The 12,220-nt window shown below is 68.7% G+C and carries 8 protein-coding genes; 5 read left to right on the forward strand and 3 right to left on the reverse strand.

Annotated elements, in window-relative coordinates:
- Positions 1–127: 127 nt before the first annotated feature.
- Positions 128–3,760 carry a DNA methyltransferase gene (locus ML01_RS18815; RefSeq protein ID WP_058556934.1) on the reverse strand — a complete coding sequence of 1,211 codons (3,633 nt, stop codon included), beginning with the start codon at positions 3,758–3,760 and terminating at the stop codon, positions 128–130.
- Between the two features lie 188 nt (positions 3,761–3,948).
- Here ML01_RS18815 and ML01_RS18820 point away from each other — a divergent pair, with 188 nt between their 5' ends.
- The 3 genes from ML01_RS18820 (at position 3,949) to ML01_RS18830 (ending at position 8,406) form a co-directional block, all read left to right on the forward strand.
- Positions 3,949–5,802: a diguanylate cyclase gene (locus ML01_RS18820; protein ID WP_082674436.1), complete on the forward strand. Its 1,854-nt coding sequence runs from the start codon at positions 3,949–3,951 to the stop codon at positions 5,800–5,802.
- A 303-nt stretch (positions 5,803–6,105) separates the two neighbouring features.
- Entirely contained in the window at positions 6,106–7,050 is a 945-nt protein-coding gene (chlG, locus tag ML01_RS18825; RefSeq protein ID WP_058556936.1) for a chlorophyll synthase ChlG, read from the forward strand.
- A 90-nt stretch (positions 7,051–7,140) separates the two neighbouring features.
- The gene (locus tag ML01_RS18830; RefSeq protein ID WP_058556937.1) at positions 7,141–8,406 is read left to right on the forward strand and encodes a geranylgeranyl diphosphate reductase; all 1,266 of its coding nucleotides are present in this window, start codon (positions 7,141–7,143) and stop codon (positions 8,404–8,406) included.
- Positions 8,407–8,618: 212 nt separating this feature from the next.
- On the opposite strand, the gene ML01_RS18835 is transcribed toward ML01_RS18830, so the two are convergent.
- The gene (locus tag ML01_RS18835) at positions 8,619–8,831 is read right to left on the reverse strand and encodes a DUF2892 domain-containing protein (protein WP_058556938.1); all 213 of its coding nucleotides are present in this window, start codon (positions 8,829–8,831) and stop codon (positions 8,619–8,621) included.
- A 131-nt stretch (positions 8,832–8,962) separates the two neighbouring features.
- On the opposite strand from ML01_RS18835, the gene ML01_RS29705 reads away from it, so the two are divergent.
- Positions 8,963–9,118 carry a hypothetical protein gene (locus tag ML01_RS29705; protein WP_162268061.1) on the forward strand — a complete coding sequence of 52 codons (156 nt, stop codon included), beginning with the start codon at positions 8,963–8,965 and terminating at the stop codon, positions 9,116–9,118.
- Positions 9,119–9,283: 165 nt separating this feature from the next.
- A complete protein-coding gene (locus tag ML01_RS18840) occupies positions 9,284–10,702 on the forward strand; it encodes a BCD family MFS transporter (protein ID WP_058556939.1) in 1,419 nt (472 codons plus the stop codon).
- Between the two features lie 1,201 nt (positions 10,703–11,903).
- Here the strand turns inward: ML01_RS18840 and pufA are convergent.
- The gene (gene pufA / locus ML01_RS18845) at positions 11,904–12,176 is read right to left on the reverse strand and encodes a light-harvesting antenna LH1, alpha subunit (RefSeq protein WP_058556940.1); all 273 of its coding nucleotides are present in this window, start codon (positions 12,174–12,176) and stop codon (positions 11,904–11,906) included.
- Between the last annotated feature and the right edge of the window lie 44 nt (positions 12,177–12,220).

The following is a 12,220-nucleotide window of genomic DNA, read 5'->3' on the forward strand; positions in this document are numbered from 1 at the left end:
GCCAAGGGAGCCCTCCTCGGCCCTTGGCCCTTCGGTCCGGTTGCCACGAGTGCGGAGCCGACCGGGAGGTCGGCTCTGCGGCCCGGCTCCGGGTCCGCCGACCAGTCCGCCCCTTGCGCGACTGCGCTCAAACCGCAAACCGCCCAGGCTCGGGCTGCTGCACCTGGCCGAGGGCGGCCAGCGTCTCCAACAGCTCGGCGACCTGCTTGGTGCGGGCGCGCTGGAAGCGCCGCGCGATCTGCTCCGCGGCGGCCGGCGCGGGCTCGCCGGCGAGCACGTCGCGCACGGCCTGGAACTGCGCCGGCAGGGTCTTGGGCCAGGGTGCCTTGGCCGCGGCGGCGGGCTCCGGGGTGCCGACGGCGACCGCGGCGGCGGCCTGCTCGGCGCCTTCGCCCGCCGGGTTCTGGAAGTCCGGCCGCAGCCAGCGCACGCGACCGCGGGCCTCCTCGGCCGCGCGCTCGCGGTTCAGCGCCACCAAGCGGCTCAGCAGCGCCTCTTCCGCCGCGGCCTGTTCGGCGGGCTTGTCCGGATAGGGCGTGGTGCCGCCGGGCTTGCCCACCAGGGCCGGGGCGAGGTCGGCCCAGCCGTAGGCATCGAGCACGGCGGCGTCGAGCTCGTCGTGCAACTGCGCGAGCACGGACACAAGGCCCTGGTCGTGGATCTCGCGCTCCTTGGCCGACAGCGGCGGCTCGCCCGGGATGTGCGCGATGCGCCGCAGCCGCTCCAGGACGTTGTAGGCGTTGGTGAGCGTCAGCCCCGGATGCAGCCCCTGCTGGCGCTTGCGGTGGGCGTCGATGTGCTCGGCGCGCTGCGCGATGGGCGAGAAGTTTGAAGTTTGAAGGGTGAAGTTTGAAAGGGGCTCCCCAGGGGAAAAGTTTGAAGTGTGAAGTTTGAAGGGTGAAGGGTGAAGTTTGAAGTTTGAAAGGGGCGCCGGGGGTTGCTGCGGGGTGCCTGGGGCGGGGGAAGCGTTGTCGGCGTCCGGGCGAGGTGGGAATGGGAAGGTTTCGAAGCAGCGGGTTTTCACGTAGACCGAGTCGTTGCCGACGCCGAGCCAACTGCCGGCGCGCATGGACCAGGCGATGTGCGCGCGGCTCGACAGGACGCCGAGATGCCAGGGGCTGTCGACGGCGATGTTGATGAGCTTGTTGTCCGGCAGGATGCTGTCATCCAGGAAGACGAAGAAGCGGTGCCGGCTGGTTTCGATCGTCGTGAGATACCGCGCCAAGCGGTGCATTGCTGGTCGCAGCTCGCTGCGCGGTTCACCGAAGATCCACCAGTTATCGCGGTACGTCGCCCGCCGATTCTGCGCACGCTCCGGCTTTACCCGCTGCAAGACCCACTGGTACACCTCCGGAAACCGCCCTCGCACATCCTCGGCTTCCAGCCCGAACAGATCGATGACAAGCACGTCGCGCGGCAGCGACGTCACGTCGCGGCCGTTGCGATATTCGCGGATGTGCCGCTCCGATCCGTGAATCCGTCCGAGCCCGAGCGCTTTGGCCTCTTCGCGGGTGACGATGAAGCCGGCGCCATGCAGCTTCACGCCGGGTGAGCTGATGCCCATGTTCGCCCGCAGCGGCACGGCGGACGCGACATCGGCCCCGATGGTCAGGTCCGAAAAGACCACGCCTGCGCGCGGTTTGATCTGCACATCCAATCCCTCGCCACCAACGGCCTGCTCTGCGACGACGGTGCGCAGCTCGCCCGGCTCGCTGCCCGGCTGCCCCACGGTCATCGCAATGCGCACCTGCGCGCCGTCGGCAGCATCCACCCAAGGATGATCCGGGATCGCAAAGGCCAGCGATAGCGGCGCCTTGTCGTCCAGGTGCCGGGCGATGACGCGGCGGTTGAAGGTCTGGCGCAGGCTGTTGGTGGTGATGAGGCCGAAGCGCTGCGCCTTGCCGGTGCGCACCAGCTCGGCGGCCTTGTGCCACCAGTGCATCACGTAGTCGGCGGACTCCGGAACCTCCGGATAGGTGGCGCGCAGGGCCTCGACGTAGCCGTCGCCGAGCGCCCGGCGCATGCTGCTGGCGCCGATAAACGGCGGATTACCGACCACAAAGTCGGCCTCGGGCCAGGCCGCCGGCCGCGGCTTGACATAGCGCTCCACGGGGATGCGCGCGGCCTCGTCCGGCACCGGCTCGCCGGTGACGGGGTGCGGCTTCATGCTGCGGCCGTCCCAGCGGGTGATGGGGCGGCCGGCTGGGTCGGTGATCAGCTCGATGTCGTCCCAGGCGAGCACGGCGTCGCGACATTGGATGTTGTGGGCGTCTTTCAGCAGCGGCTCGCGCGGCGGGGTCTTGGCGTAGGTGCGAAAGTGCCACTGGAGATAGCCGATCCAGAGCACGGTCTCGGCGATGCGCGCGGCGCGGGGGTTGGTCTCCAGGCCGAGCATCTGCTCGGGGCTGACGGTGCCGCCCTCCAATTCCAGGCCCTGCTGCGTGAAGCCGAGATCGGCCAGCGCGGCCAGCACCTCGCCCTCCAGGCGCTTTAGGTGCTCCAGCGTCACGTAGAGAAAGTTGCCGCTGCCGCAGGCGGGGTCCAGCACGCGCACGGTGCACAGGCGCCGGTGAAAGCCGCGCACCTCGTCGATGGCGCGGTCGCGCTTGCCGTCCTGGTCCAGCCGGTAGGCGCTGGCCTGCACGTTGGCCCAGTCCTCGCGCAGGGGCTCGATGACGGTGGGCAGCACGAGCCGCTCCACGTAGGCGCGCGGCGTGTAGTGGGCGCCGAGCTTGTGGCGCTCCACGGGGTCGAGCGCGCGCTCCAGCAGCGTGCCGAAGATGGCGGGCTCCACCTCGCGCCAGTCGGCGCGGGCGGCGTCGCAGAGCAGGTCGATCTGCGCCGTGCTGAGCGTCGGCGCCGCGGGCTCGGCAAACAGGCCGCCGTTGAAGTGCGGGATGGGCGCGCGCAGCACGCCGGAGAAGGCCGAGCCGGTGTTCATGTCCGCCCAGAGCTGGCGCAGCAGGTGCGGCAGGTGCGCGGGATCGGCGCGCATGTCTTTCAGCAGTTGGCTGAAGGAGCGCTCCGGCAGCAGGCCGACGTCTTCGGCGAACATCGTGAACAGGCAGCGCATCAAAAAGCCCGCGACCTGCTCCGGGTCATTGGCGCTGCCGGCCTCCAGGGACTTGGCCAGCTCGGCGAGCTTGGCGGAGATGGCGCGCGTGACCCGGGCGCTGCGCCGGGCCGGGTCCAGCGATAGCGGGTCGAGCCAGATGGCCCGCAGGCGCTCGCGAATGGCGGGCTGGCGCAGGTCGTCGAGGTAGATGCGGTGGCTCAGCGCATCCGGAAACGGGATGTAGTTGGCCCCGGAGCGGGTGAAATCGGCATAGACGCCGATGTGCCGGCCGACGTCCGTGACCAGCAGGAAGGGCGGGCGGCCCTCCTCCGGCGGCAGGGCGCGGGCGTAGTTGCTGCCCTGGGCGTGCGCCTTGAGCATGGCCGCATCCCAGGCGGTGGACTGGATGGCGAGCCCGGATTGCTTGGATTCGAGCACGTAGCAGGCGCGGCGGTAGCAGTCGATGCGCCCGCTACTGCTGCTGCCGTCGGCGTGGCGGAAGGTGACGCGGCGCTCGAAGACGTAGGCGTTCTCGGTGTCGTCGGCGCTGGCCGGGTCCGGCGGCGGCAGGCCCAGGAGCGCCGTCAGCTCGGTGACGAAGAGCTGGTAGTTGGCGAGCTCCGAGCCGCTCGCCTTCTGCCAGCGCGCGAGGAAGGCGTCGACGGCGTCGGCCGTGGTGGCATCGCTGGTCGTGTTATCAGGCATGATCCTGTGCTCCTTAGCCGGGGCAGGCGCCGATCGTACACGATTACCCACGATTGTGCAGGTTTGCGTGGCGTTTGGCCCCACTCAAGGCCGCGCTTCGGCACGCACGCAGGCCAGCCGACCAAAGGCCTTGTATCCAGCTCCGATAATGCTGGTGACAGGGCGCGGCTTCGCTTACCGTTTGCGCCATGAGTGCGCGGGAGCAGATCAAATCGTGTATGGCGCTGGCGGCCGCTTGGCTCGCCGGCGTGCTGTTGCTGTTGCCCGGCGTTGCGACGGCGCTGCCGATGGACGGCGGCGTCTCCCGCTGGTCGCCGCAGACCGGCGTGGAGCTGCTGCGGGACCCGAGCGGAACCCTGAGCGTGGAGCAGGCCCTGGCCGCGGACGGCTGGCAGCCGAATCCCGCGGGCACGGACTCGCTCGGCATGACCGCGGACACGCTTTGGGTGCGACTGCGCCTGGAGCCCGCGCCCGGCGCACCGGCCGCCGCGGTGCTGGAGGTCGGCTATCCGCTGCTGGACACGGTGTCGCTGACCCTGATCCCGGACCACGGCCCCCGCACCCGCTACAAGGCGGGGGACAAGCGGCCGTTTCGGGAGCGCGTGCTGCTGCTGACCAACCCGGCCTTTCCGGTGCCGCTGGACCAGCCGGTGACGCTGCTGCTGCGCCTCGAGACCTCGGGCTCGCTGCAGTTCCCGCTGGTGCTGTGGGCGCCCGAGGCCTTCATCGGCGCAATCAGCCTGCGGGAGCTGACGTTAGGGCTCTACTTCGGCGGCTTTGCGGTACTGGTGCTGATGTCGCTGGCGGCCTATCCCTATGTGCGCGATCGGCTGTTCCTGCTCTACGGCCTGTATCTGGGCAGCTATGTGCTGCTGCAGCTCTCGCTGAACGGCCTGCTGTTCCGCTTCATCGTGCCGGAGGGCGGGGCCTGGGTGAGCCGCCTGCCGCCGCTGCTGACCGGGGTCACGATGCTGATGATGCTGGCCTTCGGCATCCGCTTCCTGGACTTCTGGCGCCACAGCCGGGCGCTGCGCTGGGCCTTCGGCGCCTTTCGCAGCGTCGCCGCGCTGGTGGTGATGAGCGCCCTGTGGCTGCCGGTGGGCGTCGCCATCCGGCTGGCGTCGGTGACGGGCATCTTTCTATTGCCGCTGATGCTGGCGGCGGGCGTCTATTCCATGCGCCGCGGCCACCTGGCGGCGCGCTATTTCACGCTGGCCTGGGGCATCTTTCTGTTCGGCACCTCGGTCACGGGGCTGACGCTGGTCGGGCTGTTGCCGAGCCGCTTCTTCACCACCTATGCGATGCAGATCGGCTCGCTGCTGGAGGTGGTCGTGCTGGGTCTGGCGCTGTTCGAGCGCTTCAATACGCTGCACCGGCAGAAGGAGGCGGCGGTGGCGGAGGCCAACGGCTACCTGTGGCAGTTGAACGAGGAGTTGGAGCGCATGGTGGCGAAGCGCACGCGGGAGCTTGAGTTGACCAACGCCCGGCTTGCGCACATGGCGCGTCAGGACAGCATGACCGGGCTGCTCAACCACGGCGCTGGACTCGCGATGCTCGCCGAGCGGCTCGCGGCGGATGCGGCCGGCGGCGCCGGCACCGCGGTGCTGATGCTGGACCTGGATCATTTCAAGCAGATCAACGACCGCCACGGCCATCAGGTCGGCGACGAGGTGCTGCGGGCGGTCGCCGCGGCGCTGCAGGCGCACGCCGGCGCCTACGGCATCTGCTCGCGCTACGGCGGCGAGGAGTTCCTGCTGGTGCGCCGGGTGCTGACGATGGATGAGGCGCGGCAGTTCGCGGAGGGCGTGCGCCAGGCCGTCAATCGCCTGCGCTTCGCGCAGGGGCCGGAGCAGGTGACCGGCAGCTTGGGCGTCGCCGTCGCCCGGGCCGACACCGGCGAGCGCGACACGCCGGAGCAGTTGATTGCACGGGCGGACGAGGCCCTGTACCAGGCCAAGCGGGCGGGGCGCGATTGTGTCGTGCTCGCGGGCCAGCCGACCCTGCTGCAGTCGGTGTACAGTGTCGCGGCGCATCCGCAGTGATGCCGGCGGCAGAGCTGCCGGCGCGCTCGCGGCTGCTGCCGCTTGCGCGCGGGCCGGCTGAACCCGGCATCCCCGCCACGGTCCCTAGTCGCCCTCGCCTGCTCTCCCCGCTCGCCGTCCCGCCCGCTTGACGTCAAGCAGTCTTGACGCCGGTCAGCCGAGTTGCAGGCCACCGCCGACACCCCCCGGCGTTCGGGCTAGACTCGCGAGTCAGCCTGCACGCCGCGCTGCTGCAACCGCGAAGGCCCGCCTCGGGCGGCCCGCGAAACCCCGGAGCGCCTTCGCCCGCAAGAGATTTTTCGCATGACAGAGACCGCCACCGATCCATCCCTGAGCAGCCCCCGCCCGGCCCCGGCCGCCCGTCCGCAGCCGAAGGCGATGCTGGAGGTGCTGCACCCCATTACGTGGTTCCCGCCCATGTGGGCGTTCACCTGCGGCGTGGTGTCCTCGGGCGCGAGCATCATGGAGAACTGGCTCCTGCTCGTCGCGGGCGTCATCTTGACCGGGCCCTTGGTGTGCGCAACGAGTCAGGTGGTCAACGATTGGTACGACCGCGACGTGGACGCCATCAACGAGCCGAACCGGCCCATCCCGTCCGGCCGGCTGCCGGGGCGCTGGGGCTGGTGGATGGCGCTAACGGGCACCGGGCTGTCGCTGCTGCTGGGCGCCGTGCTCGGGCCTTGGGTCTTCCTTGCCACCATCGTCGGGCTCGTGTTTGCGTGGATCTACTCGGCACCGCCGCTGCGGCTCAAGAACAACGGCTGGTACGGCAACGCGGCCGTCGGTTTTTCTTATGAATCCCTGGCCTGGATCACCGGCGCCGCGGTGATGCTGGGCGGCGCCATGCCGGATGCGCGCATCCTGTTGCTCGCGTTCCTGTACGGCCTGGGTGCCCACGGCATCATGACCCTGAACGACTTCAAGGCCATCGACGGCGACCGGCAGATGGGCATCCGCACACTGCCGGTGCAGCTCGGCGTGCAGAACGCGGCCCGCGTGGCCTGCGCGGTGATGCTGGTGCCGCAGTTCCTGGTCGTCTGGCTGCTGTTCGACTGGGTGCAGCCGGTGCATGCGGCGGCGGTGGCCTCGCTGGCGATGGTGCAGGCCGTGCTGATGGTGCGCTTCCTGGAGAACCCAATCGCGCGGGCCACCTGGCTCAGCGGCCTGGGCGTGACCGTTTATGTCAGCGGCATGATGATCAGTGCCTTTGCCGTGCGGGCGGCGATTGCGGGGCAAACACCTTTATGAGGGGCTAGGGGCTAGGGGCTAGGGGCTAGGCGCGCCCGCCCCCTAGCTCCTAGCTCCTAGCTCCTAGCTCCTGAACACCGAGGCGAAACGATGAGCGACACCACCGAATTTGATGCGGTCGTTATAGGTGGCGGCCCGGCCGGCGCCACCGCGGCCACGGATCTTGCTCGGCGCGGGCGCCGGGTGCTGCTGCTCGACCGGCCGGGGCGCATCAAGCCCTGCGGCGGGGCCATCCCGCCGAAGGCCATCGAGGAGTTCGAGATCCCGGACGAGCAGCTTGTGGCCAAGATCAATTCCGCGCGCATGGTGGCGCCGAGCGACCGGCACGTGGACATGCCCATCGACGGCGGCTTCGTCGGCATGGTGGATCGGGAGCCCTTCGACGAGTGGCTGCGCGAGCGTGCCGCCGCCGCCGGTGCCGAGCGCCGCAACGGCACCTTTACGAAGCTCACCCGCGACACCGACGGCACCGCGCTGATCCACTACCGCCCGGCCGAGGCGCAGGACCGCGGTGCGGAGGTGACGGTGCGCGCGAAGACCGTGATCGGCGCCGATGGCGCCATGTCGTCGGTGGCCAAGCAGTGCATCCCGGGTGCGAAGGAGCTGCCGCACGTGGCGGCCTACCACGAGATCGTGCGCTCGCCGGCGCCGACCTCGGGCAAGGGCCTGCACGACTTCGACCCCACCCGCTGCGATGTCTACTACCAGGGCAAGCTGTCGCCGGACTTCTACGCCTGGATCTTCCCGCACGGCGACACCACCAGCATCGGCGTCGGCACGGAGCTGAAGGGCTTCTCGCTGCACGACGCGGTGGATCAGTTGCGCAAGGAGACGGGCCTCGATCAGTGCGAGACCATCCGCCGCGAGGGCGCGCCCATCCCGCTGCACCCGCTGCCCAAATGGGACAACGGCCGCGACGTGGTGCTGGCGGGCGATGCCGCCGGCGTGGTCGCGCCGGCCTCCGGCGAGGGCATCTACTACGCGCTGGTGGGCGGCCGGCTGGCCGCGGACGCGGTCGAGGAGCTGCTGGTCACCGGCAAGGCGCAAGCGCTCGCCAACGCGCGCAAGCGCTTCATGAAGCAGCACGGGCGGGTGTTCTGGATCCTCGGGATCATGCAGCGGTTCTGGTACAAGAACGACAAGCGCCGCGAGCGCTTCGTCAGCCTCTGCGACGACCCGGACATCCAGCACCTGACCTGGCAGGCCTACATGCACAAGAAGCTGGTCAAGGCCAAGCCGGCGGCGCACCTGCGCATCTTTGTGAAGGACATGGCGCACCTACTCGGCGTGGTGGCGCCCTGGCAGAAAAGAGACGCGGCGCCCGGGCGCCGAGGGGCCGACCTGCGCTCGTCCTGACATCGCTCCACGCATCCGCGCCTGACGGAGTCAGCACCGCGCTGCGGTCGCTGGACAACGCATGCGCGGGACCGGAAGACGCAGTCTCCTAGTCCCGCTTGTTCAGCGCCTTGGGGGCTCTGACTGCTGCCGACCCCCTTCCTCGGAGCAACCGCCGAATAACGGCGTTTGCCTCGGCCTTGCCGGTGCCGGAGACCGCGTCGGGAGAGAGCTCAGCCAGCGCCAGGCTTCGTGGTGTCGATCTTGAGCGGGATGTAGGCGAGGCAAGTCCGGGTCCAGCTCGTGAAGAGCAGCACCAGCGCGATCACGGTCAGGAGCATCTGCAGGGCAACACCCGGCACAAAGAAGCTGAGGGTGATGATGACGGCGGCGGCGATCATGCGGACATTTCGGTCGCGCTCGCCGACGTTCTTGGGGAGGGCCATGTTGAGTTCTCCAAATCTTGGTCGAAGGCGTCAGCTCGGGGCGAGTCGCCGTCCGCGCGCGGCACCGCGCATGGGTCGGAAACAGGCCGGCGCGTCCCGAACCCCGGATGACCTGCTCAGGGTGCACTGACATGGAGCATTTCGCAAGTAGCGATGCCATTCCTGCTGCGCGCGAGATTCAGGAGGCCGCCGCGATTCCGCGGCCGCACGGCGCCTGGGCGCTGCCACGAACCGGCTGTACGCCGGCCTGCGGATTCGCGGTTTCAACGGCAGGCCGGATCGCCTAATATCCCCGCCCTTGCGTTGGTATTTCGAGCGATTGCGGCGCCCGACGCATACCGCCGGCCGGACAACCATGAGGCGCTGCCGACCCGGCACGCGCCATCGGCCCACGACTTCAACACGACCAAATTAGGTTCTGCGCTGCACGAGGCATCTGGAGATCTGCTGACATGAAGAGCGTGATGAATTACATCGTCCACCTTCCCTTTGCCGACGCCGGCACGGAGCAGTTGCCGCTGCCGCGGTTGCTTAGGCTGTCGCTGTTCCAGGTGTCCGTAGGCATCGCGATGGTGCTGCTCTACGGCACATTGAACCGCGTCATGGTGGTGGAGCTCGGCGTCTCGGCCTGGCTGGTATCGCTGATGGTGGCGCTGCCCTTGGTGTTCGCACCCTTCCGCGCCCTCATTGGCCACCGTTCGGATTATCACCATTCCGCCTTCGGCTGGCGGCGGGTACCCTATATCGCGCTCGGCAGCATGCTCCAGTACGCGGGCTTCGCGATAATGCCGTACTCCATCCTGATCCTTTCGGACGACACCAACCAACTCGTCTTCGTCGGTCAATTCTTCGCGGCCGCCTCCTTCCTGCTGGTAGGCGCCGGCCTGCACACCGTGCAGACCGCGGGCCTCGCACTGGCCACGGACCTAGCGCCCAAGGAGAAGCGCCCGCGCGTCGTGGCCCTGCTTTACGCGACGCTGCTGCTCGGCATGGGGGCCAGTGCGCTGCTGTTCGGGCATCTGCTCGAGGACTTTTCGCATAAGCGCTTGGTGGAAGTGGTGCACACCGCGGCGCTTGCGACGCTGGTGCTGAACTTCATCGCCGCCTGGAAGCAGGAGTCCATCGATATCAAGCGCGCCGTCGCCAACATCCCGCGTCCGCCGTTCAAGGAGACTTGGCGGGAATTCCTCAAGGGCGGGCACTCGACGGAGCTCCTTATCGCCGTTGGTCTCGGCACCGCGGGTTTCAGCATGCAGGAGATCCTGCTTGAGCCCTACGGCGCGCAAGTGCTCGGGCTCACGGTGTCGCAGACGACCCAGCTCACGGCGATTCTGGCCGCGGGCACATTCCTCGCCTTCGTGCTCGCCGGCTACTCGCTGAGCCGCGGTGGCAACGCTTACCGGCTCGCGGCCATCGGCACCGTCGTCGGTATCGGCGGCTTTGTACTGGTGATCACGGCAGCGACGCTGGAGTCGCCGTTGGTGTTCCGCATCGGCACGGGCTTCATCGGCTTCGGCAACGGCCTGCTCGGCGTCGGCACGCTGACCGCCGCCATGGGCCTCGCCCAGCGCGGCCAGGCGGGACTGGCACTCGGCGCCTGGGGCGCGGTACAGGCGACCTCCCAGGGCATCGCCATCGCACTCGGCGGGGCACTGCGCGACGTCACGACCGGGCTCGCCGTCGCCGGCTCGCTCGGGCCGAATCTCACGGAGATCTCCGTTGGCTACCGCTTCGTTTACATAATTGAGGTGGTGCTGCTGATCGCCGCCTTCGCTGTGCTGGTCCGGATGGTGCTGCGCACGCCGCGGGACGAAAACGACACACTGCCGCAGCCGACTGATCCGCGCTTCGGACTCGACCAGATGCCTTAGGTTGCTTGACGGCGCGAAATGCGAGCAGATGAGTCAAGCTTCATGGCGGCAAGGCGCGGGCGTGCAAAAGGACCAAGGGCGGAGGGCCAAGGGCGGAGGGCCGAAGGGCGGAGGGCCAAGGGCCGAAACGCCCTCCTCGGCCCTTTGATTCACTTGCGCCAACGAACGGGTTGCACAACAAGCCGTTCTCTTCCCAGGTCGGTCTAAGGCCTCGCATCCCTGGCTCGCTTGACGGCGCCAAATGCGTGCAGATGACTCAAGTTTCATGGCGACAAGGCGCTTGAGGGCAATAGGGTCAAGGGCCGAGGGCGCCCGCCTCGGCCCTCGGCCCTCGGCCCTTCGGTTCACTTGAGTCAACGAGCGGGTCGCGCAACCTGCGCTTGTCGCTCTGAGGCTCCGCCGCGCTCGGCTATCGCCCCGCTGCTGCGCGTGGTGAGGCCGTGTCATCGAACCAACGCCACATCGGCGGGAGCGGGAGCGGGAGCGGGATGCTGCCCCGACCCGCAGCAGGCTCAAGCGATGCCGGAGTGAGAGGCGCGTGGGTCGTGCGATGTCGCTCACCGTCGACCGCGATGTCCCGAAGCGCTGCGACTTTGTTCGATTATCGACCCTCGCGGGCTCACCCCCCCCTGGCCACTACAGCCATTCTTGAGCGCCCCGGATGCGCGCAAGGACAAGCCAGCGCCTTGAGCAGCACCTCCCGCGAACCGCGTGCGTCCACAGCTATAAGCACCGCACCGCGGCAGGATCTTCCGCGATACGGCCCCCGGCGGCCCGGGGAGGCTCGCGCGCTCGCCCCCGGCACGGGGGTGTCACGGGTAAGCACAATGTTAAATAAGGGAGGGAGGGCGCCGTATCCCGGGTCGCACCGCCATTCGCCGTGGCGACCTGCAACGCCGCGATAGTCGGCCTCGGCGGGCTTCGTGCCGAGCCGGGAGAGATGCGGACGGATCAGCCCAATCGAAGCTCGGGCCAGCAGCACCGCTACCGATGCGGGTCGCGTGGCGAGCCTCGGAAAAAGTCAACCCGGCGCCGACTCGGACACCACTCCGGCTTGATCAGCCGAGGTGACACCTAACCGGCGCCGGGCCTTTTCGATCGGTGCACGTGTGGGAATGCACCGCTGGCGACCCAGGCTCAGGTCCGAAGGACCGGCACTGGGCCGCGAAGGATCGGCCGACACCTCAGCCGATGGCGCTGCTTACTCGGCAGCCGGGGCCGGAGCCGGAGCCGGGGCCGGAGCCGGAGCCGGAGCCGTGACAGCCGCAGGCGCCGCAACCCGCACGCTGTCCTTGAAGCCGTAGCCCGGCAGACTCAGCGCGTAGGTGTGGACCATCCACATCTGGATAAACAGGATGAAGAAGAACGGGACCATCCAAGTGGCCGGGTTGATCACGGTCCAGATCTTCCAGTCTTCTTCCGGATGATCAGGCGTGGTGACGGACGGATCGGCCATTAGATACGGTACTTTCATCGGGAATCTCCGCGTTGCAAGAGCTTAGACGCTTGGTGTTTGGG

Origin of the sequence: Thiohalocapsa sp. ML1 (assembly GCF_001469165.1) — a bacterium.
GTDB lineage: Bacteria > Pseudomonadota > Gammaproteobacteria > Chromatiales > Chromatiaceae > Thiohalocapsa.

Coding starts and splice junctions, on each gene's coding strand:
- ML01_RS18815 (WP_058556934.1), bottom strand. CDS start 3,760: ATGCCTGATAACACGACCAGCGATGCCACCACGGCCGACGCCGTCGAC.
- ML01_RS18820 (WP_082674436.1), top strand. CDS start 3,949: ATGAGTGCGCGGGAGCAGATCAAATCGTGTATGGCGCTGGCGGCCGCT.
- chlG (WP_058556936.1), top strand. CDS start 6,106: ATGACAGAGACCGCCACCGATCCATCCCTGAGCAGCCCCCGCCCGGCC.
- ML01_RS18830 (WP_058556937.1), top strand. CDS start 7,141: ATGAGCGACACCACCGAATTTGATGCGGTCGTTATAGGTGGCGGCCCG.
- ML01_RS18835 (WP_058556938.1), bottom strand. CDS start 8,831: ATGGCCCTCCCCAAGAACGTCGGCGAGCGCGACCGAAATGTCCGCATG.
- ML01_RS29705 (WP_162268061.1), top strand. CDS start 8,963: ATGGAGCATTTCGCAAGTAGCGATGCCATTCCTGCTGCGCGCGAGATT.
- ML01_RS18840 (WP_058556939.1), top strand. CDS start 9,284: ATGAAGAGCGTGATGAATTACATCGTCCACCTTCCCTTTGCCGACGCC.
- pufA (WP_058556940.1), bottom strand. CDS start 12,176: ATGAAAGTACCGTATCTAATGGCCGATCCGTCCGTCACCACGCCTGAT.